This window comes from Leucobacter sp. UT-8R-CII-1-4 (assembly GCF_030010235.1).
GTDB lineage: Bacteria > Actinomycetota > Actinomycetes > Actinomycetales > Microbacteriaceae > Leucobacter.
Genome location: NZ_JASCRS010000005.1, coordinates 281,809 through 304,214, shown reverse-complemented (window position 1 = coordinate 304,214; position 22,406 = coordinate 281,809). Strand labels below are relative to the sequence as shown.

Genomic DNA, 22,406 nt, shown 5'->3' with positions numbered 1-22,406 from the left:
GACCAGAGCCGGTATCGTTCTTCGTGGCGTATTGATCCCCAAGGTCCAGACGCCGGCCCGCAACCCCCCGGTTGCGGGCATTTCTTTTTGTTTGACGAACAAGTGATTTACAAGTCGAAACCCTCGTCGTATTGCTTGCGGCGTGGTGTCGTGGTGGCTTTCAAATACAAGCGCACGAGGGATCGCTTTTTGATGAGGTAGGCGTGTGGTTCGATTTCGCCGGCTGCTCGTTGCTGGTCGAGTTCTTCGATTGCTGCGGCAGCGTGGTCGGCATCGTAGGAGCCTTGTGCTCGGTTGAAGTCGCTGTTCTCACGGATCTTCAAAACCTGGGTCCTTTCGCTAACACAGGATCACTGTAAAAAACAGCCCTTAGCGGAGGCTGTGTGGTGGTGTTATTTTCGTCGTGAACATTTTCAACCCCTATTGGTTATGTTCTGGCCCGTAATCCTCGCCGGTTACGGGCCATCTTTGTTTTCGCGCATGTTCGCTGGCGTCGGTCTGCCTGGGATCTTTGGTTTGGCAGTCCGCCATTTCACTGAACGGTTCGCCTCTTCGAGACTGGCGTGGATGCGCACGAGTCTCCGTTGTGTGGGGTCGGGGTGCCAGGTCATGAGGAAGTATTGTTCGACGCCGTCGTATGCGGTGACGCGTTTGATCATCGCGCGCGGTTTGGTTACGTCTTCGCGCATGATGGCCCATAGGTCGGAGTCGATCTGAACGTAGGGCATGCGTTCACGCTCGTTGTCCTTGGGCATCGGTCGATCCTTCCTCTATATGGGGGAGAGGATACGCCAGCCCACTGACAGTCTTGCTTGGCAAATGCTTGGCAAACTTGTGTTTTACGGTGTTTCATCACGTTCGCAGTGTTCGCAAAATCGTTGAAATTACGCCAAATTGTTTCACCTTGTTCGCGGCGTTTCACCCCGTTAACTCCCTGACACGGAAGAGGTCACTGGTTCGATCCCAGTATCGCGCACTCTAGATAAATCCCCAGCAGCGCTGGGGATTTTTGTTTTTGTGCTGTTTGTTTGGGGCCAGTGACGTGACCTTGCTTGGCAACGTGGTGTTTTACATTTGATATTTCGGTGATGCTTTGATCGCAGTGTTTCTATCGTTCAGGATATAAATGGACGAGCGTCGAGATAATAGGCTTCACGGAGCTTTTCGAACGGATGAAAGTCTTGCTTGAGTTGTTCGATGTCTCTGCCGGTCACGACTATGGGAGAACCTCATGACATCGCTTTACATTGACGACATGGATGGGGAAGGCACGTCGCCGAGCACAAGCCACCCTCGATTTGTGGCCGTCGCCCCTGACTGGTTTTACGAAGAGATGTACGACTTTGCACCGTTCGGGAGCGACGACGGTAGCGATGCGCTCCGTGGTCTTGAAGACTGGCTCAACGAACACGGGTCAACCGCCGACCCTCTCGACTATCTGATTCAATCCCTTGCCGAATCTGGATTTTCTATTCCAGAGGGCCTCACCGATGCGCCCGATGAGGAACTATTGGTCTGGGCTCGTGCTGATGACATGAACGAGTCGGCTCTTCTCTTCGAAGCTTGCACGCGGGTAGCCACGGCGCTCGGTCAAGTGAAAATCACTGGCAGGCTTTCGCCCGGCGTTTTGGCTGAGGGGCGGCGAGGCCTCCGTGTTTGGCAGCTTCTCACTGCTGACGAGGGTCTGTACCCATCCTGGCGGCATCGTGATGAGGCGCTCGGCCGCCTGGTCGACATGGGCATTGCTCTCGACTCATTCGAGCAATAGCAATAGCAATAGCAACTGCAACTGCGAGCGCCGAGCCAGCAGATGATCTCAGCGGTGCTTGGTGCTTGGTGCTTGGTGCCTGGCGGCAGGGTTCAGTGACTCGCGTGGAGAAGTATCGCCGCGTCGCAGAGGGCTAGGGGAGCGCGGGCAACGCACTCAATTATCAACAACTGTCACCTATTGCATTGCGCAGAGATATATCTCCGTGTGAAAATTATCGACGGTTGTGGGCGATCAGCGTTGGAATCTCAACGCTGCGCCCAAAACGCTGAATCGGGGAGGGTTCGCGGTGCGTAAAAAAGCGGTATTGACAGTTTCAGGTGCAGTGCTTTCGGTGACCATGCTGTGCGGAGCCGGGGTCGGCGCCGCTGCTGCGACCGATTCGACAGAGGGCCCATTCGGTATTCCCACCCCAACAGACACGAATACAATCGCGAAAGACGGGCAAGAGCAGACTGTTCCATCGGGCCCGACGCATTCGCCGAACCAAGCTTCGCTTGCAACGGCCACGCCTGCAGAAGACTCGGAGCCACCCGCAGCACCCGGCGGCGTCACGGGCGTCGATGGCACCGCACAGTGGATCCTCTACGAAGACGGCACACTTGAGTTCGGCCCTGGCACGCTCTCTCCCGAAGGATCATTTGCATATTGGCGGTTTCTGAGCCAGAGCGTCTCGAAGATTGTGTTCCTTGATCCAGCGGCTACCGTATTCCCAGCGAACTCTTCGGGGCTGTTTCGAGATCTTCCAAATCTTCGAACTGTAGAGAATGCAGGAGAAGTAGACACCAGTCAGGTCACCAACTTTGCCCGATTCATGCAGGGTAACGAGGCTCTTGAGTCAATTGACGTGAGCGGATGGAACACCACCAAAGTGCAAAACTTTGAGGGTATGTTCTTCGGTGCAAGTGCCTTAACGAGCCTCGACCCGAGCACCTGGGATACCGGCAACGCGACAAGGCTCGATGGCATGTTTGCTGATGCCTCAAGTTTGTCTTCTCTCGACTTGAACGCCTGGGATACCTCGAAGGTACAGGGCTTTGTCGCAGTGTTTCAGGGAGCAAGTTCGCTTACAGAGCTCAAAGTTTCTAATTGGGATACCAGCGCTGGCACTGACTTCGCGGCAACCTTCGTAAACGTGAGCGCTCTTGAATCGCTTGACCTTACTCACTGGAATACCAGCAACGCTACTCGAACCATTGACATGTTGGCTGGCACCTTGGCACTCAGCCAATTCACCATTGGTTCGAATACGAATCTTGCCGACGATAGTGGTTTAGGTGAGGCTCCGCAGACCGCTCCGTACACGGGTAAATGGGTGCTGATTGGCGACGGTACCGCGGTGGCTCCGCAGGGGCCGTGGTCGGGTTCGGCGAGCGAACTCGTCGCGCATTCACGCAATGGTAGCGCCGCCGGGAGCTACGTCTTCCAGCAGCAGCTCAGTGTGGCTTTTGACGGCAACGGTGGCGACGTCACGGGCGCTGTCGGCGGAGTTGCCGGTTCCACCGGTGAGCTATTGGCGCTGCCCGCAAACGGCTTCACTCGCCCCGGTTACACCTTTGTTGCTTGGAATACCGCTGCCGACGGTTCTGGCGTCAGCTACGAGGCAAGCACCGAAGCGTACCTCGCAAACGGTGTATCCACGCTTTTTGCGCAGTGGAAGAAAAACGATGACGGTGGGGTGACCCCACCGGTGAAGCCTCCCGTGACCGGCGGCAAACTTGCCAACACAGGCAGCGAATCAGGCCCGATGGTTGGAATTGTCGCTGGCGCGGCACTTGCTCTGCTCGGAGCTGGGGCTGCCGCGACTGCTGCCTCACGCCGCCAGAAGCGCGCCTAGGCCCGCAATGAATTAGTGCGTAAGCTTCGCTAGAACAGCGCCAGCAGCGGCTACATCATCAGCGCAAGGCGACGTGCGCACAACTCCAAGCGAACAAGAGTTAGCGCGGCGAGTAATCCTCGCGCTAGCTTGCCGGTATCGTTCGAATGGACCGCAATTCGCTGGCCCAGAATTTCGCAATTGATTTGCGCCGTTTCGAGTCGTCACTGAGCACTTGCGCCAGGCCAAGTCCGCGAGCCAAATCGAGAGTTGTCTGAATCAGACGGTGTGTGCGTTCATCGCTGACGTCGGCGTGCAGCGCCCGCACTGCGCGATCGTAGGTTCCGCGTGCAAAGACATCTTCTTGCACGAGTAGCCGATCGCGCAACGCTGGATCGGTGGCCGCCGCTGTCCAGATGTGCAGGGCGGCTGCGAAGAGTGGTGAGGCGTAGAAATCAAGCACTCGCTCGACGAGGTGGTCAAATTGATCGCCTTCACTCGCACTCGCCGGTGCAGAGTCGATCAGCTCTTCGGCGCTGATTCGCTGCTCGAACATCTCGCTCATTGCGGCGAGTACGAGGTCTTCTCTGGTCGGGAAGTGGTGTTGCAGCGCTCCGCGACTCACTCCGCTGCGTGCTGCGACAACGGCCATTGTGGTGCCTTGCCAGCCGCGCTCGGCGAGGCAGTCCACGGTTGACTCGAGAATCCGGGCTCGGGTTTCACGGCTGCGATCTTGTTTCGGCTCACGCGCCGGTGCGGGCAGGGTCATAATTATCGATGCTACGACGCTTTTGTTCTTGATCAAGCATCTAGAACCCAAGGTGCGGCAGTTTTTTCGCGAAATGCTCGCATACCGGCCGCCGCATCGGGTGCTGTAAAGAAGTGGGCTGAGAGCTCGATCATGTTGTCGGCTTCGCGCTCCCAACGTCTGAGCACTCGGGCATTGAGTAGCTGTTTCGACGCGGCGAGTGCTGCGGGCGCACTCAATCTGAGATCGGCGAGGATCGCGGCTACTGCTTGCTCAACCGTTGTGTCGACGCCATCGACTGCTTGGGTAATGAATCCGGCTGCTGCTGCCTCTTTTGCGCTCACAGTCCGCCCGCGCAACATCCAGTCGGCGGCATGTCGATCGTTAAGTCTGGCGAGCACGGGTGGTGCGATCATGGCGGCGACGAGGCCGAGGCGTACTTCGCTGAGACCGAAGGTTGCCTGCGGCCCGGCGACCACAAAATCGCAGCCTGCTGCGAAGCCCATACCTCCGGCGCGCACGTGCCCGTTAATGGCGCCGATCACGGGTTTGGGTGATTCGAGTAGTGAGCAAAATGCCGCGGAGGCCATTTTGCTGAGTTGCATTTGTCGTTCGCGGGGGTCTGTTCCTTCGTTGGGTGCTCCGCTCAGGTCTGCTCCGGCGCAGAAAGTTGAGCCGGTATGGCCCAGCACGATCGCGCGTACACCTTGGTCGGCATTTGCCGTGCCTAGGGCAGCGGCAAATTGTTCGAGCAGCTCTGCGGTGATGGCGTTTCGCCGCTCGGGGGAATCGAGTGTGATCCAGGCTGTCGAGCCGATGACTTCGTAGTTGATTGCGTTCACGCGACCGCTCCTTCTGTGCTTTTCTGCGCTGGATCGCCGGGTTTTGCTGCCTCCGCAATTACTGCGAGGGCTGCACCGAACTCCACCTGGTCGCCCAGGTTGACCCGAAGCTCGGCGAGTACTCCGTCGGCGGGTGCTTGAATCACGTGCTCCATTTTCATCGCTTCGAGCCAAATAATGGGTTGACCTGCGGCAACGGTTTCGCTGAGTTTTGCGCCTACTCTGATGACGGCTCCTGGCATTGGCGCGAGTAGGCTGCCGGGCGCTGCGACGGTGCTCGGGTCGAGATATCTTGGTGCTTCGAGCAGAGTGAGCGTGCGTTTGCGTGTTGTAACGATGGCACGCTGCGCTGCCCGCGTGACTGCGATGTTGCGCTCTACACCAGCTACGCGCACTCGTACGCTGTAGGCATCTGCGGTAACAATGCTGAGGTCGATCGGGCTGTCGAGCCCAATGCTGAGTGTGCCGGCGGAGATTTCCCAGCCGTCGCGAGTGCTGCGGTATTCGATATGGTGCTCAATTCCGTCGTGAATAAAGCTGCGCAGTCGCCAGTCTGCTTGAAATAGCCGCCACCCGCCGATTTTGGGGCGGGGGTGTGCTGCAGCATTTGCCAGCCCTAAAGCGGTATCGGCGTCGTGAGCTACGGCGCGATCCAACGTGCCCATCTTGTTTGCATGTACCAGGACATCGTTTGGTCCGGCGGCAGCGCCTGTTGCGACGGCAGAGGCGCTTGCGATGGCTGCAGCGATTGCAGCGACTCGCACTTCGATTTGGTTAAAGGCGGGCGCAAATACCTCGGGATGCTCGTCGAAGTACGCGGTTGTGGTGTCGCCTTCAAGAAACGCGGGCTCTCGGAGTGTTTGCACGAGCAGCGCGGCGTTTGTCCGCGGACCGTCCCAGCGCATTTCATCGAGACCATCCGCGAGCACTGCTGCTGCCTCGCTTCTGTTCGCACCAACACCGATGACTTTGGCGATCATGGGGTCGTAGAAGGTGCTGATTTGTTCGCCGGCCGAGATGCCAGAGTCGAGGCGCAACTGTGCTGTTCCTGGCTGTGCGACTGCGAACTCGACGTTTGCGCTCGGCATGCTGAATTCACGTACGGGCCCAGATTGTGGCTGCCAATCAGCGACTGGGTCCTCGGCGTAGAGCCGCACCTCGATTGCGTGACCCACAGTGCTGGGGGCGGCACCGGTGAGTGCCTTTCCGCTGGCGATATCAAGTTGCAGCGCTACTAGGTCGAGTCCGCTGGTGCACTCGGTCACTGGGTGCTCGACCTGAAGCCGGGTGTTCATTTCGAGAAAGAAGAACTCACCGCTGTCATCGGCAAGAAATTCCACCGTGCCTGCGCCGAGGTAGCCTATCTGCGCTGCCGCGGCGCGAGCTGCTTCATAAAGTCGCGCGCGCATGGCTTCACCGTGGCGTTCGACAAGTGGCGATGGGGCCTCTTCAATCACCTTTTGGTGGCGGCGCTGGAGCGAGCATTCGCGTTCGCCAATTGCCCAAACGTTTCCGTGGCTGTCGCCAAAGACCTGCACTTCAATGTGATGCCCGGTTGGAATATAACGTTCGCAAAATACCGTTGGATCGCCGAACGCGCTTGCTGCCTCGCGTGCAGCCGCAGCGATCGTATCTTCAAGCTGATCAAGCGCGTGTACTACTCGCATGCCACGCCCGCCGCCGCCTGCCGATGCTTTTACGAGCACCGGTAGCTCGGCCTCGGTGATTTCTGCGGGGTCGAGTTGTTCAAGCACGGGCACGCCTGCGGCTCTCATGAGTGCTTTTGACTCAACTTTTGAGCCCATTTGGGCGATTGAGTCGGGGCTGGGGCCGATCCAGATGAGGCCTGCGTCGTTTACTGCTTGGGCAAAGTCTGCGTTTTCCGAGAGAAATCCGTATCCGGGGTGAATCGCATTTGCTCCTGCGCGCAGTGCAGCATCGATGATGAGGTCTCCGCGAAGGTAGGTGTCACCAGGATGCACGCCTGGCAGGTGCACGGCTGAGTCTGCTTCGTGCACGAATGCTGCGTTGGCATCGGCGTCTGAGTAGACGGCTACCGTGTCGATGCCGCGTTCTCGGCAGGTTGCGAAGACTCGTCGTGCGATTTCGCCACGATTTGCGACGAGCACACTTTTGATCCGTGCGTCGGGAGAGGTTTCAGTGTTGTTCATCATGCTCGTCTCACATTCTGAAAATGCCGTAGGCGCGGTCTGAGTCGATTGTTTGCGAAGCGATGGCCGAGAGTGCAAGGCCGAGCACGGTACGACTATCGCGAGGATCGATGATGCCATCGTCGTACACCATTCCCGAGAGAAATAGCGGCAGCGATTCAGCTTCGATCTGTTGTTCTATTGCGGCTCGGCGCAATTGGTTGGCGTCTTCGTCAAAGGGCAAGCCTCGTGCCTCTGCAGAGGCTTGAGCGACCGAGGTGACGACGTCTGCGAGCTGTGCACCCCCCATCACGGCTGATTTCGCCGATGGCCAAGCGAAAAGAAAGCGCGGGTTGAACGCACGCCCACACATGCCGTAGTGGCCGGCGCCGTAGGAGGCTCCGATGAGTAGGGAAATGTGGGGCACGGTCGAGGTCGAGACGGCATTGACCATCATTGATCCGTGTTTGATGATGCCGCCCTCTTCGTATCTGCGGCCGACCATGTATCCGGTGGTGTTGTGCAGGAAGATCAGGGGTGTTTGTTGCCGGTTTGCGATCTGTATGAATTGGGTGACTTTTTGCGCTTCTTCGCTAAAGATGATTCCGTTTGAGTTGGCGATAATGCCTACCGGGTATCCGTGTATTCGCGCCCAGCCTGTTGCGATGCTGCGTCCGTAGAGCGGTTTGAACTCGTCAAAGTCGGAGTCGTCGACCACTCGGGCGATGACTTCGCGCGGGTCGAATGCGTACTTTAGGTCGTGTGGCACTACGCCGAGCAGTTCATTGTTGGGGTAACGGGGTTCGATGCTTTCGCAGGGCGCGGCGCCAAGCTTTTCGTGGTTCAAACGGGCAACAACTCGACGGCAGATTCTTAGGGCGTCTTGTTCGTCGCGGGCAAAATGATCGGCGAGGCCGCTTACTCGTGCGTGCATGTCTGCGCCACCGAGTGATTCCTCATCGCTTATCTCTCCGGTTGCTGCTTTTACGAGCGGTGGACCGCCAAGAAACACCTGCGATTGGCGCTCGATCATGATCACGTGGTCGCTCATACCGGGCAGGTATGCGCCGCCGGCTGTTGAGTTGCCAAATACCACGGTCACGGTTGGGATTCCAGCTTTTGAAAGCTCAGCGAGGCGCCTAAATGTCTCGCCGCCTGGAATGAAGATTTGGCTTTGGGTGGGGAGGTTTGCGCCACCGGATTCGGCGAGGGTAACTAGGGGAAGCCGATTTTTCTCGGCGATGTCCATCAGTCGTAGTTGTTTTTTGAGGGAGGCGGGGTTGATTGTGCCGCCCTGAATCGTTGGATCGTTTGCGACGATCATGCACTCGACTCCGCTGATCACTCCGATTCCGCCAACGATGCTGCCGCCGACATTGAACTTTCCGCCCCATCCGGCAAATGGGCAGAGTTCAAGAAATGCAGTGTCGCGGTCAAGAAGTAGCTCGATCCGCTCGCGAGCGGTCAGTTTGCCGCGTTTTTTGTGGCGCGCGACGGCCGATTCTCCACCGGCAGCGGCGAGTTCTGCGAAGACTTCGTCAAGCTCGCTGAGTCGTTCGTTCATGGCGTTCACTGCGAGGGCGAAATCTGTCGAAGCCGGATCGAGCGAGGTGGTGAGTACGGTCATGATTCGATTCCTTCGCTTGTGTCTGCTGCTGCCGTGGCGGTGAAGTGGTCGTCAAGTTTGCTTGCGTTGGCGAGCTTCGCGGGCACAGTGATCGTTTTGCTGCGTAGCCATTCGGCAACACCCTTTGCTTGGGCGTCATATCGTGAGCCTGATGCGACGCCCTCTCCCAGCATGCGATGCACCACAAAGTTGATGGCACGCAGTTTTGGCAGTTCGGTGCGATCAATTGTGAGTGCTGTGATTTCTGGCAGGAGCGTGCGCAGTGTCTCAGTGGTCAGTTCGTCACGAAGCCATTGCCAGCTTGTTTCGTTTCGGGCCCAGAGCCCGATGTTCGCGTTTCCGCCTTTATCGCCGCTGCGCGCACCAAAGAGCGTGCCCAGCGCGATTTCTTTGCCGCCAGTGATTACTTCGGCCGCTTGTGCATCGTTTTTCCCCGTTGGGTCGTCGAAGCTGTCGAATGGTGTTGCTTCAAGGGTTTGATAGTTGTTTGGCGATTCGATGACCACATTGGTGCCGTCTGCGAGATGCACGGTCTGCGTTGGTACTTCTTGTTCAACATATTGGGGTTGGTAGCGTGCAAAGGGCACTGCTTCGGCCGGAGGGGCATCGAGAAAGAGGCCGGGCGCCGATCCGAGTGCAAGCTCGATAGCGGTGCCTACAAACGCGCGACCGACGAGTTTTGGATTGCTGTCTTTTGCGACAAGTGTGAGCCGGGACGTGGCTTCTTCTTGGCTGTGTGCGTTTGCTCGGTCGGTTCTGGCGAGTGTCCAGGTGATTTCTTGTGGTGCGGGAAGCCCTGAAAGCTTCATTCCCTGTTCGAATTGACGCTGGATCAGCTCGGCCTTTGCCGCGGCGTTGAGGCCGGTGAGTAGAAAGACGAGTTCCTGACGAAACCCGCCGAACTTCGTGACAGAGACTTTCAACTCTGGGGGAGGGGCTTCGCCCTTCACCCCGCTGATCTGTACCCGATCATCGCCAAGGTCGTGCAGAGTGATGGAGTCGAGGCGTAGTGTGGCGTCTGGTCCGGCATAGCGGGCGCCATTCACTTCGTACAGGAGTTGTGAGAGCACTGTCTCCGCGGTGACTGCACCGCCGGTTCCCGCTTGTTTGGTGATGACACTGCTGCCGTCAGCGCTGATTTCGGCAATCGGAAATCCGGGTCGTGTGAGGTCTTTGATTTCTTCGAAAAACGAGAAGTTGCCGCCGGTAGCTTGCATGCCGCATTCGATCACGTGTCCGGCTGCCATGGCGCCGGCCAATTCGTCGTATTGGGTTTCTGTCCAGCCGTGATACCAGGCCGCCGCACCGGTGGTGAGGGCTGCATCTGTGACCCGGCCGGTGACCACTATCTGCGCGTTTCGGCGCAATGCTTCGGTGATTCCATGCCCGCCGAGATAGGCGTTTGCCGCGATTGCGTTGCCGAAACCTAGCTCTGCGGATTGTGCGGTGAGGTCGTCGCCATCGATGTGGGCAATGTTGAGACTCACTCCAGTCTCTTTGCAGGCTGTATTGATTTCGGCGGCGAGCGCTTCGGGGTTCATTCCTCCGGCGTTTACTACCACCCTTGTTTTACTTGCTGCTAGCTGGGTGAGTGATCCTCGCACTTGCTGTAGAAAAGTTCGAGCGTAGCCTGCGGCAGGGTCTTTCTGCTGTTGTTTTGCGAGGATCAGCATGGTGAGCTCTGCGAGGTAGTCGCCAGTGATGACGTCGACGCCGGCGTCGAGCATCTCGGCGAACGCTGAGAGTCTGTCGCCGTAAAAGCCAGAAGCGTTTCCGATTCGCACTGGCCGAGCGGCGGAGGGCGCCGCGGGAGAGGCCGATGTGTTCGGGCTTGGGGTGGTGGTCTGCAAAATGTCGCTTCCCTTCCCTCGTTGTGTCTCGCTGAATACGCCGCGTTGCGTATTCAGTGGGTCGTTGCCTTTGCGCTGCTTGTTGTCGCTCGTTTGCTGTTGCAAGCGTGGTGTTGGCTCGATGTATCGGTAACTATGGCACGAATCTAAAAATAAAACAATCATGCTTGCTTGTTTCTGATTTCATGCCTACAGTCATTACAAGGCCGCACACAGCAGTGGTGGTTTCCCTCCGTGAAAAGCGCAAGGAGTCAACGATGACGACCGAGATCGAACAGTTTCGTGCCAGTGCCCGGGCCTGCATTGAGCGAGTGATCACTCCCTACATTGATGAGTGGGAGCGAGCTGGGTTCTTTGATGCACACGAGCTGTTTCCAAAGCTCGCGGCAGAGGGGCTGCTTGGCCTGGCATACCCAGTCGAAGACGGCGGCGAGGGGGCACCGCTTGAATATCAGATGGTGTTTGCCGAAGAACTCGGGCGGCCAAACATCGGGGGAGTCGCGCTTGCGATCAACGTGCAGATGCACATGGCCACCCCCTCACTCGCGCGCTTCGGGAGCGCAGAGCTGAAAGAACGGTACTTACGCCCCGCACTTCAGGGCACCCAGGTCGCCGCAATCGCGGTAACAGAGCCAGACGCTGGATCGGACGTCGCCGGACTCACCACCAGCGCCTATCAAGACGGCGACGATTGGGTCATCTCTGGCACGAAGACGTTTATAACCAATGGCACACAGGCCGATTGGTACTGCATGCTCGTTCGAACTTCCGATGAGGGCGGTTACCGCGGCATGTCACAGATCATTGTGCCGCGCGGGCTTCCCGGCTTTGAAATTGTCCGCACACTCGACAAGCTCGGCCAGCGATCTTCAGACACGGCAGAACTTCGGCTTGAAAATGTGCGAGTGCCAGTAAGTAACACGATCGGACAAGCAGGCAAAGGCTTCCAGCAGCAGATGCAGCAGTTTGTCGTAGAACGGCTTTCCGCGGCCTTCAGTATGCTCGGCTCGATTGACTGGGCTCTGCAAAAAACCCGAGATTACCTGCGCATTCGTACCGTATTCGGCACGCCGCTTTCAGAACGGCAGTACCCGGTCTTTCGGTTGACCGAGCTCTCGGCCCAAGCCGACATGCTGCGCGCTCTCAACGAGAAGATGTGCCGCATGATCGAAGACGGCGAGGACATCACCCGTGAGGCCACCGTGGCAAAGCTTGCGTCGGGCAGACTCGCCCGAGAGGTTGCAGACGCTGTTGTGCAGTTTCATGGTGGCCTCGGCTATCTCGAAGAGAACTGGACAGGCCGATTCTCACGCGACGTGCGCCTTGGCTCGATCGGCGGCGGCGCCGATGAAGTCATGCTGCAGGTTCTCGCGCGGCTTGACGGTTTTGACGTCTAACTAGACCCCAGCCCGGTCGCGCAATGAGGCATGACCGGTACCCACACCAATAGGAGGAACCGTGAAAGCGGACACCAGTTTGGTCGATCCATTCGACCTGAACCTTGCCAGGCGCAACACGCTCGGTGATGCACTCACCAGAGCGGCCGAACGCGCACCCGACAATATTGCCGTTGTTGATGGCGATCGTCGTATAAGTTACACCACGCTTGAGCACGAAGCTGAAGCAATTGCTAGAGGAATCATCGCAATCGAGGGCGGGGCTGCACAGGCCGAACCGATCGCACTGATCATGCCCAACTGTTATGAGTTCATGCCGGCCTATTTTGGTATCGCAAAGTCCGGGCGGATCGTCATGCCCATCAACTATGGTTTTGCGCCAGCGGATATTGCCTGGATGCTTGGCGACGCAAACGCACGCACGGCCATCGTCGACGAGGGGCTGCTGCCGGTGCTTCAGGCCGCTCTGGCCGCAGGCGCAACTCTTGACCACGTCATTATTCACCGCCGAAGCGATGCTGAGATTGAGATTCCAGGCGCAAGGGTTCACAGGCTCAGTGATCTGGCGGCTACGGCAGTCGGTGAAGAATTGCGTCTCATTATTCACAGCGAGGATATTGCACAGTGCCTGTACACCTCAGGCACGACCGCAATGCCAAAGGGCGCGCTCACCACCCATTCAGCGGTCGTGACGGGAGCGCTTTCAAACACCATCTTGATCGGTGAAACCTGGCGTCGCACACCAGGCAAAGTGTTGATCGTGTTGCCGCTTTTTCACGTGACCGCGCTCAACGCGCTCGCGAACCCGATTATTCTCGCGAGCGGCACCGCGATTTTGCATAACGGATTCAACCCCGCTGCGGTTCTAGACACTATTGAACGTGAACGTGTCACTCTTTTCACCGGCCTGCCGATGATGTGGGCAGCCATGAGTGCTGAGTTCAAGGCGAAACCCCGTGACCTGAGTTCAATTGAAACTGCCCTCTATGCAATGGCCCAAATGCCCGAGCGGGTGCTTGAAAGCCTTGACGAAATGATGCCAAACGCGCGCAAAGTAATGGGCTCCGGCCAAACCGAAGTCGTGCCAGCAACCACCGTGCAACTGCCAGAACACCGCTTTACGAAGAATCCTGCCTGGGGTCTACCGGCTACCACAGTGCGCACCGCGATTATGGGTGAGAACGGCGAACTATTACCGCGGGGCGAAATCGGCGAAATCGTTTATCGCGGTTCACACGTCACAGCTGGGTATTGGAATCGCCCCGACGCAAACGAAGAGGCGTTTAAGTACGGTTGGTTCCATAGCGGTGACATAGGGTACATGGACGATGAAGGCGTGCTCTGGTTCTCTGATCGCGCGAAAGACGTCATCAAGAGTGGCGGCGAAAACGTCTCTTCCATGAAGGTCGAGCGAATCATGTCTGGGGCTCCTCGCGTCAAAGAATGCTCAGTGATCGGCACACCTCACGAGCACTGGGGCGAAGCAGTGACCGTTGTGGTCGTCACCGAGCACCTTCCCGGCCTCGAAGAGATTGGTGCGGAGGAGCATCAGCGGCTGCGTAGCGAATTCGAGGTCGAGATTCTTGAATATGCACGAGGATCACTCGGCAAATTTGAGGTGCCGAAACGAGTTGAGTTTGTCGTCGAACTGCCAAAAACTTCAACCGGGAAGGTTCGGAAGAACGTGCTGAGAGAAATGATTTAACGACCCCAGCTCGAGCTGATCAGTGGCGGTCGTGCCCATCATGACCTGGTGATGGGCGCGACCGCCACTTCTTTTGAGGCGCGCGGTTAGCGCTACCGACGCTCTCCTCACCTATACCCGGTAGGATAAATGGGTCTATTAGCTCATAAGGAGTCGAACCGTGGCAGATGGTTTCAGCCTGTTCACCGACCGTTCTATCGTCGCAATGCGCGTGAACGGCGAATTGCGCGATCTTGCAGCAGAGGTGACAGAGACAGATACTGTCGAGGCCGTTTCGATTGACAGTGTCGACGGCCTGAACATTCTGCGTCACTCGGCAGCTCACGTGCTCGCGCAGGCCGTGCAGCGCATCAATCCAGAGGCGAAGCTGGGCATTGGCCCGCCGATCACCGACGGTTTTTACTACGACTTTGATCCTGCTGAGCCGTTCACGCCAGAAGATCTGAAGGCAATCTCATCTGAGATGCAGAAGATTGTGAAGCAGGGGCAGCGGTTTGTTCGCCGCGTCGTGACCGAAGAAGAGGCACGCGCCGAGCTTGCGAACGAGCCGTACAAGCTTGAACTGATCGGCCTCAAGGGTGGGGCAGACTCGGGTAACGACAACGAAAACGTTGAGGTTGGCGGCGCTGAGCTCACTATCTACGACAATGTCGACCCAAAAACCGGCGAGCTGTGCTGGAAAGACCTGTGCCGTGGCCCTCACGTGCCAAGTACCCGCATGATCGGTAACGGCTGGGCGCTTACTCGCGCCTCGGGTGCTTACTGGCGTGGGAGCGAGAAGAACCCGATGCTGCAACGCATCTATGGCACCGCTTGGCCAAGCAAAGATGAGCTGCGCGAGTACCAGGTTCGACTTGAAGAAGCGGCAAAGCGTGATCACCGCAAGCTCGGCAAAGAGCTTGACCTGTTCTCTTTCCCAGAAGAGATCGGCTCAGGCATGTCTGTCTGGCACCCAAAGGGCGGCATTATCCGTGGCGAGATGGAGCAGCACGCTCGGCGCCGCCATATTGAGGGTGGATACACCTATGTGTACACCCCGCATATTTCAAAAGAAGACCTGTTCTGGCAGTCGAATCACCTCGTCAACTATAAAGACGACATGTTCCCTCCGATTCGTATCGACGAAGAGGTAGACGCCGAGGGCAACATCACCAAAAAGGGTGTTGATTACTACCTCAAGCCAATGAACTGCCCAATGCACATCCTTATCTACAAGGAGCGCGCACGCAGCTACCGTGACCTACCACTGCGTTTTGCAGAGAACGGCACCGTCTACCGATACGAACTATCGGGAGCTCTTCACGGTCTCACCCGAGTTCGCGGCTTCACCCAAGACGACTCGCACCTCTTTGTCGCCCCGGATCAGCTTCAGGCCGAAGCCGGTAAGGTGCTCGAATTCATTATTTCGATGCTTCGTGACTTTGGTCTCGAAGACTTCGAGCTTGAACTTTCGATGAAAGACAACGAGAAAGACAAGTGGATCGGCTCAGACGAGTTCTGGGAGAGTTCGACCGACGCACTGCGTCAGGTAGCGCTTGCTTCCGGTCTCAAGCTCACCGAAGTACCCGGCGAGGCTGCTTTCTACGGACCGAAGATCGATCTGAAGACTCGCGACGCGATCGGTCGTGTCTGGCAGCTTTCGACGGTGCAGGTTGATCCAAACTTGCCAGAGCGCTTTGGTCTTGAATTCACTGGTGCAGACGGTGAAAAACACCGCCCGATTATGATTCACCGCGCACTCTTCGGCTCGATCGAGCGATTCTTCGCTATTCTGCTTGAGCATTACGCGGGTGTGTTCCCAGTGTGGCTTTCACCGGTGCAGGTGGTCGGCATCCCCGTCGCCGAGCAGTACGGTGAGTACCTTGATGGCGTGATTGATCAGCTTCGTGCCAAGGGCGTTCGTGCCGAGGTTGATCACAGCGATGATCGTATGCCGAAGAAGATTCGTACGCACACGAAGGCAAAGGTTCCGTTCCAGCTGATCGCTGGGGAGGAAGACCGAGAGGCTGGTGCGGTGAGCTTCCGCTTCCGCGATGGCACCCAGATGAACGGTGTGCCCGTTGCTGAAGCGATCCAGCGCATTCTCAACTCGATTGAAACGCACGAGCAGGTGCTGAGCGCGTGGACCGAGTAGAGCACCTCGCCGAGAGCGGGCTGGTCGGCGATCCAGACGAGATGCAGCGGTTGTGGACTCCGCACCGCATGGTCTACGTCGCCGATACGCATCAGCCTGACGAGCACGACTGCCCGTTTTGCCATGCACCAGAACTGAGTGACGAGAAAGCACTCATTGTTTACCGTGGCAAAACGGCATACGCGCTGTTGAATCTTTTTCCTTACAACAACGGCCACCTGCTGGTGTGCCCCTACCGCCACATCTCTACCTACGATGAAGCCAGCGCCGAAGAGGTGGCCGAAATCGGTGAGATCACTCAGACCGCGATGCGGGTTCTGAAAGATGTGATGGGTTGTCATGGATTTAACATTGGTATGAATCAGGGTGAGGTTGCGGGCGCCGGCATTGCTGCGCACTTGCATCAGCACGTTGTGCCACGTTGGCGGGCCGACGCCAATTTCTTCCCGATTATTGCGAAGACGAAGTCAATGCCGCAGCTGCTTGGTGATGTTCGTGAAAGGGTCGCGGCCGCCTGGCCGGTTGATCCTGGACCAGCAAGCTGACAGACACGCATACTTATCTACACAAGAGACAGAAGAAAGAGGAGCACCCGTGGCCGGACACTCCAAGTGGGCAACCACTAAGCACAAGAAGGCAATTCTCGACTCGCGTCGTGCAAAGGCATTTGCGAAGTACATCAAGGTGATTGAGGTCGCCGCCCGTATCGGTGGACCCGACCTCGCAGGCAACCCGGCTCTCGCCGATGCCGTACACAAGGCAAAAAAGAATTCGGTTCCCGGTGACAACATTGATCGCGCCATCAAGCGTGGTGCAGGTCTTACCGGTGATGCTGTTGAGTACACCACCATCATGTACGAAGGCTACGGCCCGAACGGTGTCGCGCTCATGATTGAATGTCTGACCGACAACAAGAACCGTGCGGCCGCAGAAGTGCGAACCGCGCTCAGTCGCAACGGCGGCACCCTTGCCGACCCAGGTAGCGTGGCGTACAACTTCGCGCGTAAGGGTGTGATCACGGTTCCTGCCGAGGGAACCACCGAAGATGATGTGCTGATGGCTGTGCTTGATGCGGGGGCTGACGAGGTCAACGCGACTCCGAACGGCGAGGCCTTTGAAGTGATTACCGAGGCATCTGACCTTGTTGCTGTTCGTACCGCTCTGGTTGATGCTGGCATCGATTATGAAGCAGCGGACGCTGAATTCGTGCCAAACCTGAAGGTCGAAATCGACGCGGACACTGCGCGTAAGGTTTTCAACCTGATTGATGCTCTCGAAGACAGCGACGATGTGCAGAACGTCTTCTCGAACTTTGACCTGACCCCTGAGGTTCAGGCCGAGCTCGAATCTGACGAGTAAGACAACGCCACATGCCGCAGCGACGTGAGGGGAGGGGTCTATGAGAATCATCGGCATTGACCCCGGGCTCACCCGCTGCGGCATTGGTATTGTTACCACCGCTCAGGGTCGAAAGGTCGTGTTCGAGCACGTAGAGGTGCTGCAGAGCCCCGCGGGCGCTAGTGCGCCGGCTCGCTTGCACCAGATCGGTTCAAGCATTGAGCGGCTGCTTGATGGGCACAAACCAGACGGCATCGCGCTCGAGCGTGTGTTTGCTCAAGATAACGTTGCAAGCGTGATGGGCGTTGCCCAGATCAGTGGCGTGGTCATGTTTCTTGCTGAGAAACGCGGGATCCCCGTGTCTTTGTACACGCCAAACGAGGTGAAGAAGCAGATCACTGGTTACGGTGCCGCCGATAAGGCGCAGGTCACCACAATGGTTACCCGATTGCTCGGTCTCGCAGCGCCGCCGAAACCTGCCGATGCGGCCGACGCCCTTGCCCTTGCGATTACGCACGCATGGCATCTCGGACGCGGTGGCACAGCGCGCCGACAGAACGAAACTCAGGGGAGTCTGGGCGCTAGCCTGGGCAGTGAAACTCCAGCGCAGCGGGCTTGGCGCGAAGCTGAGCAGAAGCAGGGCCGCCGCCGTGGCGCCCGTGGTGGTTAGCTCGTTCACCTCGACTGGTCCAAGAACGGTGTGTGCGCCGGTTCGCTTGGCTTGCTGATGTAACTAGCTACCGTGCTCGTCTCAGGTATTCGGCAGTGCCTCAATCAGACACAATGTTGAGTGGTCCTGGCTGAAAGTGAGTAGGCAGGCTTTCGCCCGTTTGAGTTGCCTCGCCCCGTCATTCTGTGTCTCGTTTTGCTCGCTCAGGATGACGATTGCTCAGCACGACACAAGCACAGGATGTGCGCGACGTTACGATCCGGCGGGTGTATCGACTGCGCCGCCAAAACGGCGATCGCGATCCTCGTAGATACCTATGGCCCGCCACAGTTCCTTGCGGTCAAAATCTGGCCAAAGCGTGTCAAGAAATACCATCTCGGCGTAGGCCGACTGCCAGAGCATAAAGTTGCTGGTGCGCTGTTCGCCGCTGGATCGCAAAAAGAGATCCACTTCCGGCAGTTCGGGCACATAAAGGTGTCGGGCAATCGTGCGCTCGGTGATGCCGTGCGGTGAGAGCTTGCCGGCAGCGACCTCTTCGGCGATTGAACGCACTGCATCGGTGAGTTCGTTTCTGCCGCCGTAATTCACACACATGGTGAGTGTGAGGCCCGTATTTTTTGCTGTTGCGCGCTCAGAGGCCTTCAACTCGCTGATAACTGAGCCCCAGAGTCTTGGCCGGCGGCCCGCCCAGCGCATTCGCACATTCCAGGCATCGAGTTGGGCGCGGCGTCCGCGCAGGACTTCGCGATTGAAACCCATCAAAAATCGAACCTCATCGGGGGAGCGGCGCCAATTCTCAGTCGAAAACGCGTACACGCTGAGATGAGTGACACCCGCCTGAATAGCTCCAGCAACGACGTCGAGCAAAGCTTGCTCACCCTGCCGGTGCCCCTCGACTCGGGGCAGACCGCGCTGATTGGCCCAGCGCCCATTACCGTCCATCACAATGGCGACGTGTTTCGGCACGGGGCCACGAAAGGTTGGCGGGTATTCGCCGGTCCAATCGACCGGTACCAGCTCTGAGGGGGCTCGGCGCATGCACACCAGAATAGCCCCAGCCAGCACATCAAAGCTGCAGCGAAACAGCAGGCAGTCTCAATTCGTGCGTAGTGAACGCAAACCTTTTTCCATATGCCATTGGGTGTAGGCGGCAACAATGCCTGCTGCTTGGCCGCGCTCAAGTTCACTTGAGGCGAGAGCGGTATCCCAGTCGCCGGCGAGCAGAGCGGCAAGCAGCACGATGCTGCCCGGCTCGAGTTGTGGTGTGCCAGGTACCGCGCAGTCCTGACAGACGACACCACCAAGTTGCACAATCACTCGGGTGTGTGGCCCTGGGGCGCCGCACCGCACGCACTCTTGAAAGCCGGGTGCCCAGCCTGCCGCGGCCATTGCTCGCAGCAAATAACCGTCTCGCAATAGTTCGGGTGCGATGTTTCCCTGCGCAAGAGTACGCAGGGCGCCAATCAGGAGTCGATACTGTTCGGGTGCAGGCCCACCCTCGCTGAGCCGCTCGGCGGTTTCAACCATGGCGCTGCCCGCGCGATACCTGTCGTAGTCCTGGCTGATGTGTGGCCCGTACGCACCGAGCGTGGACGCCTGGGTGATTGTGTCGAGGGTGCGGCCTTCATAGAGTTGCAGGTCAGCCACCATAAAAGGCTCGAGTCGAGCCCCAAACTTTGAGGTGGTTTTACGTACGCCCTTCGCAACCACTCGAATGATGCCGCGAGACAGCGTTAATAGGGTGACGATACGGTCAGCTTCACCCAGTTTTTGGGTGCGCAGCACAACGCCTTGCTCGCGATACAGAGACATGCCCTAATTGTCTCGCACTCTTGCGGCTCTGGCGATCCAACGCGCAATCACACATCGCTTCGTAGCCGTGAGACAATTGCGGTATATGTCTACCGCAACAATGAACGATTCCCGGCTGCGCATCGGCCCGCTGACGCTCGACGTACCCGTTGTGCTCGCGCCGATGGCTGGCATCACAAACACCGCGTTTCGTCGGCTTTGCCGAGAATACGGAGCGGGGCTGTACGTCAGCGAGATGATCACGAGTCGTGCACTTGTTGAGCGCACTCCGGCCTCGCTGCGCTTGATCAAGCATCACGAGAGTGAAACTCCCCGCTCAATCCAGTTGTACGGTGTCGACCCGGTCACGGTGCGTGAAGCGGTTCGTTTCCTGGTCGACGAAGACCTTGCTGACCACATCGACCTCAACTTTGGTTGCCCGGTACCTAAGGTGACGAGAAAGGGCGGCGGATCGGCCCTGCCTTGGAAGAGTGACCTGTTTCGGGCAATTGTCGAGCAAGCTGTAAAGGCTGCCGGTGATATTCCGCTTACGGTGAAGATGCGCAAGGGTATCGACGAGGACCACCTTACCTATCTCGATGCTGCTCGTGCGGCGGAGGGTGCCGGAGTTGCTGCGATTGCGTTGCACGGTCGAACTGCGAGTGAGTTTTATTCGGGCCAGGCTGATTGGTCGTCGATTCGCACTCTAAAAGAGACGATCACGAGTGTGCCGATTCTTGGAAATGGCGATATTTGGTCGGCTGAAGACGCTATTCGAATGGTGCGTGAAACCGGCTGCGACGGTGTCGTGGTTGGCCGAGGTTGCCTTGGCAGGCCTTGGCTTTTTGGTGATCTCGTTGCTGCGTTTCGGGCTGAGGCTGGCGAGATTTCTTGGGATGATGCCGAGAAGGCAATTGCGAAGCCTCCGCTTGGCTTTGTGATGCAGGCGATGCGTCGTCACACGGAATTGCTTGTTGAGTTTTTCGATGGCGAAGAAGATCGCGCCTGCCGAGACATTCGCAAACATGTCGCTTGGTACTACAAGGGCTACGGTGTTGGTGGAGATCTGCGCCGTTCACTCGCTGCAGTCGAGTCGCTCGAACAGATGGACGAAATTTTCTCTGAGATGGATGCGTCGATGCCGTACCCAGGTGAGGGAGCGGAGGGCCAGCGTGGTCGTGCCGGAAGTCCCAAGCGTGTTGTGCTGCCAGACGGCTGGTTAAACAACCGTGAGACGGCTGGCCTCGATCTCTCTGAGATGGTCGAAGCTGAGCGCCTTGGGCATGGAGTCGATGGTGGCTGAGCGCCCAATCACTGTGAGCGAGTACGGCGAACACGACGCAGAACGTTTTGTGTCTGAGCGGCACGGTGGAAACCGCAGCGATTTCGCGCGGGATCGCGCTCGAGTGTTGCACTCGAGCGCCTGGCGTAGGCTCGCCGCCAAAACTCAGGTGCTGAGCCCCACAGCCGGGGTTGATTTTGCGCGCAACCGACTTACCCACTCACTTGAAGTGGCGCAGATTGGCCGTGAACTCGCTCTCTCGCTCGGGCTGGATCAAGAGATAGTTGACACGGCTTGCCTCGCGCATGACCTAGGTCACCCTCCATTCGGGCATAATGGCGAAAAAGCCTTGAACGCCTGGGCTGAGGGCCACGGTGGCTTCGAAGGCAATGCTCAAACACTGCGAATTCTGGCACGACTTGAGCCCAAACGACTCGATAGCGACGGTCGGAGCGTAGGCCTGAACCTCACGCGTGCCACGCTTGATGCGAGCACAAAGTATCCGTGGCCACTTGCCGAGGCGAATCCAGGCTCGGCAAAGTTCGGGTTTTTTGAAGATGATCGTGAGATCTTCGAGTGGATGCGCCAGGGAGCACCGGCTCGCCGCAAGTGTGTTGAAGCTCAGGTTATGGACCTCAGCGACGACATCGCCTACTCGGTGCATGACTTTGAAGATGCGGTTGTCGGTGATTTTATCGACCCTGAGATTCTGACTGCCCGATCCGGTCATGACACGCTCATTCGCGCAGTAGCGAATTGGGCTGATGGAAGTTTTTCTGAAGATGAACTCGGTGCTGCTTTCGAGCGGATCGCCGAGTCTGATTCGTGGCTTACCAGTTGGCGTGGAAGCCGCGCAGATCAGGCGCAGCTCAAGAACTTTACGAGCGACATGATCGGGCGTTTTGCGCGTGCGGCCATCTCTCACACGACCGAGGCGGCAGACGGTCGCCCGCTCGCACGGTACGGTGCAGAGGTTGTTGTGCCTCGCGAAGTCTGGGCAGAGATTGCCGTACTGAAGGGAATCGTCGCGGCTTTTGTGATGGAAAGTGGTCGCAGGCAGCCCACTTATCGTAAACAGCGCGAACTGCTTCTCGAACTAGCCGATGTGCTCTGGGAGACGGGCGAGCATGAACTTGAACCGGCATTTGCTGCAGATATGCGTGAGGCTGGCGACGAAACTGCGGCGCGGCGCGTCATCATCGATCAGGTGGCTTCGTTGACCGATCAGGCTGCAATTGCTTGGCATCGCCGATTGTGCGATATTCCGCTCGTTTAGCTGACTAGAATT

General features: G+C 57.9%; 19 protein-coding genes. 10 read left to right on the top strand and 9 right to left on the bottom strand.

Annotated elements, in window-relative coordinates:
• Positions 1–107: 107 nt before the first annotated feature.
• Positions 108–323 (bottom strand): hypothetical protein, encoded by a 216-nt coding sequence (locus tag QBL02_RS12960; RefSeq protein ID WP_282726842.1) that lies wholly within the window; start codon positions 321–323, stop codon positions 108–110.
• 132 nt (positions 324–455) lie between these two features.
• Complete coding sequence (locus QBL02_RS12955) at positions 456–755, bottom strand: hypothetical protein (RefSeq protein WP_282726841.1); 300 nt, start codon at positions 753–755, stop codon at positions 456–458.
• A 476-nt stretch (positions 756–1,231) separates the two neighbouring features.
• On the opposite strand from QBL02_RS12955, the gene QBL02_RS12950 reads away from it, so the two are divergent.
• Positions 1,232–1,768, top strand: coding sequence for a hypothetical protein (locus QBL02_RS12950; protein ID WP_282726840.1), 537 nt, complete (start codon positions 1,232–1,234; stop codon positions 1,766–1,768).
• A gap of 307 nt (positions 1,769–2,075) precedes the next feature.
• Positions 2,076–3,605, top strand: coding sequence for a BspA family leucine-rich repeat surface protein (locus tag QBL02_RS12945; protein ID WP_282726839.1), 1,530 nt, complete (start codon positions 2,076–2,078; stop codon positions 3,603–3,605).
• Positions 3,606–3,729: 124 nt separating this feature from the next.
• On the opposite strand, the gene QBL02_RS12940 is transcribed toward QBL02_RS12945, so the two are convergent.
• Genes QBL02_RS12940 through QBL02_RS12920 form a run of 5 tightly spaced genes read right to left on the bottom strand, consistent with a single transcriptional unit; the run spans position 3,730 to position 10,906 of the window.
• Positions 3,730–4,353 carry a TetR/AcrR family transcriptional regulator gene (locus tag QBL02_RS12940; RefSeq protein ID WP_282726838.1) on the bottom strand — a complete coding sequence of 208 codons (624 nt, stop codon included), beginning with the start codon at positions 4,351–4,353 and terminating at the stop codon, positions 3,730–3,732.
• 32 nt (positions 4,354–4,385) lie between these two features.
• A complete protein-coding gene (locus QBL02_RS12935) occupies positions 4,386–5,174 on the bottom strand; it encodes an enoyl-CoA hydratase-related protein (RefSeq protein ID WP_282726837.1) in 789 nt (262 codons plus the stop codon).
• On the bottom strand, positions 5,171–7,348 hold the full coding sequence (locus tag QBL02_RS12930) for a biotin carboxylase N-terminal domain-containing protein (protein WP_282726836.1): 2,178 nt from the start codon (positions 7,346–7,348) through the stop codon (positions 5,171–5,173). The genes QBL02_RS12935 and QBL02_RS12930 overlap by 4 nt, the downstream gene beginning before the upstream one ends.
• A 7-nt stretch (positions 7,349–7,355) precedes the next feature.
• Positions 7,356–8,951, bottom strand: a complete 1,596-nt coding sequence (locus QBL02_RS12925) for a carboxyl transferase domain-containing protein (RefSeq protein WP_282726835.1) — start codon at positions 8,949–8,951, stop codon at positions 7,356–7,358.
• Positions 8,948–10,906 carry an acyclic terpene utilization AtuA family protein gene (locus tag QBL02_RS12920; RefSeq protein WP_282726834.1) on the bottom strand — a complete coding sequence of 653 codons (1,959 nt, stop codon included), beginning with the start codon at positions 10,904–10,906 and terminating at the stop codon, positions 8,948–8,950. Before QBL02_RS12920 ends, QBL02_RS12925 begins: the two co-directional genes overlap by 4 nt.
• 152 nt (positions 10,907–11,058) lie before the next feature.
• Here QBL02_RS12920 and QBL02_RS12915 point away from each other — a divergent pair, with 152 nt between their 5' ends.
• The 6 genes from QBL02_RS12915 (at position 11,059) to ruvC (ending at position 18,045) form a co-directional block, all read left to right on the top strand.
• Positions 11,059–12,198 (top strand): acyl-CoA dehydrogenase family protein, encoded by a 1,140-nt coding sequence (locus QBL02_RS12915; protein ID WP_282726833.1) that lies wholly within the window; start codon positions 11,059–11,061, stop codon positions 12,196–12,198.
• A gap of 61 nt (positions 12,199–12,259) precedes the next feature.
• Positions 12,260–13,903: an AMP-binding protein gene (locus QBL02_RS12910; RefSeq protein ID WP_282726832.1), complete on the top strand. Its 1,644-nt coding sequence runs from the start codon at positions 12,260–12,262 to the stop codon at positions 13,901–13,903.
• Between the two features lie 205 nt (positions 13,904–14,108).
• Entirely contained in the window at positions 14,109–16,037 is a 1,929-nt protein-coding gene (thrS, locus tag QBL02_RS12905; protein ID WP_282726941.1) for a threonine--tRNA ligase, read from the top strand.
• Between the two features lie 41 nt (positions 16,038–16,078).
• Positions 16,079–16,582: an HIT domain-containing protein gene (locus QBL02_RS12900; RefSeq protein ID WP_282726940.1), complete on the top strand. Its 504-nt coding sequence runs from the start codon at positions 16,079–16,081 to the stop codon at positions 16,580–16,582.
• Between the two features lie 49 nt (positions 16,583–16,631).
• Complete coding sequence (locus tag QBL02_RS12895; protein ID WP_282726831.1) at positions 16,632–17,396, top strand: YebC/PmpR family DNA-binding transcriptional regulator; 765 nt, start codon at positions 16,632–16,634, stop codon at positions 17,394–17,396.
• A 40-nt stretch (positions 17,397–17,436) separates the two neighbouring features.
• On the top strand, positions 17,437–18,045 hold the full coding sequence (gene ruvC / locus QBL02_RS12890) for a crossover junction endodeoxyribonuclease RuvC (protein ID WP_282726830.1): 609 nt from the start codon (positions 17,437–17,439) through the stop codon (positions 18,043–18,045).
• A gap of 252 nt (positions 18,046–18,297) precedes the next feature.
• Here ruvC and QBL02_RS12885 read toward each other — a convergent pair whose 3' ends face one another.
• A complete protein-coding gene (locus QBL02_RS12885; RefSeq protein WP_282726829.1) occupies positions 18,298–19,083 on the bottom strand; it encodes an isoprenyl transferase in 786 nt (261 codons plus the stop codon).
• 57 nt (positions 19,084–19,140) lie between these two features.
• A complete protein-coding gene (gene recO / locus QBL02_RS12880; protein ID WP_282726828.1) occupies positions 19,141–19,857 on the bottom strand; it encodes a DNA repair protein RecO in 717 nt (238 codons plus the stop codon).
• Positions 19,858–19,942: 85 nt separating this feature from the next.
• On the opposite strand from recO, the gene dusB reads away from it, so the two are divergent.
• Entirely contained in the window at positions 19,943–21,139 is a 1,197-nt protein-coding gene (gene dusB, locus QBL02_RS12875; RefSeq protein WP_282726827.1) for a tRNA dihydrouridine synthase DusB, read from the top strand.
• Positions 21,129–22,394, top strand: a complete 1,266-nt coding sequence (locus QBL02_RS12870; protein ID WP_282726939.1) for a deoxyguanosinetriphosphate triphosphohydrolase — start codon at positions 21,129–21,131, stop codon at positions 22,392–22,394. Before dusB ends, QBL02_RS12870 begins: the two co-directional genes overlap by 11 nt.
• Positions 22,395–22,406: the final 12 nt, after the last annotated feature.

Excerpts from the sequence above, each read along its gene's own strand:
- QBL02_RS12955 (WP_282726841.1), bottom strand. The coding sequence starts at position 755 with ATGCCCAAGGACAACGAGCGTGAACGCATGCCCTACGTTCAGATCGAC.
- QBL02_RS12950 (WP_282726840.1), top strand. The coding sequence starts at position 1,232 with ATGACATCGCTTTACATTGACGACATGGATGGGGAAGGCACGTCGCCG.
- QBL02_RS12940 (WP_282726838.1), bottom strand. The coding sequence starts at position 4,353 with ATGACCCTGCCCGCACCGGCGCGTGAGCCGAAACAAGATCGCAGCCGT.
- QBL02_RS12930 (WP_282726836.1), bottom strand. The coding sequence starts at position 7,348 with ATGATGAACAACACTGAAACCTCTCCCGACGCACGGATCAAAAGTGTG.
- QBL02_RS12925 (WP_282726835.1), bottom strand. The coding sequence starts at position 8,951 with ATGACCGTACTCACCACCTCGCTCGATCCGGCTTCGACAGATTTCGCC.
- QBL02_RS12915 (WP_282726833.1), top strand. The coding sequence starts at position 11,059 with ATGACGACCGAGATCGAACAGTTTCGTGCCAGTGCCCGGGCCTGCATT.
- thrS (WP_282726941.1), top strand. The coding sequence starts at position 14,109 with ATGCGCGTGAACGGCGAATTGCGCGATCTTGCAGCAGAGGTGACAGAG.
- QBL02_RS12900 (WP_282726940.1), top strand. The coding sequence starts at position 16,079 with ATGCAGCGGTTGTGGACTCCGCACCGCATGGTCTACGTCGCCGATACG.
- ruvC (WP_282726830.1), top strand. The coding sequence starts at position 17,437 with ATGAGAATCATCGGCATTGACCCCGGGCTCACCCGCTGCGGCATTGGT.
- QBL02_RS12885 (WP_282726829.1), bottom strand. The coding sequence starts at position 19,083 with ATGCGCCGAGCCCCCTCAGAGCTGGTACCGGTCGATTGGACCGGCGAA.
- recO (WP_282726828.1), bottom strand. The coding sequence starts at position 19,857 with ATGTCTCTGTATCGCGAGCAAGGCGTTGTGCTGCGCACCCAAAAACTG.
- dusB (WP_282726827.1), top strand. The coding sequence starts at position 19,943 with ATGTCTACCGCAACAATGAACGATTCCCGGCTGCGCATCGGCCCGCTG.
- QBL02_RS12870 (WP_282726939.1), top strand. The coding sequence starts at position 21,129 with ATGGTGGCTGAGCGCCCAATCACTGTGAGCGAGTACGGCGAACACGAC.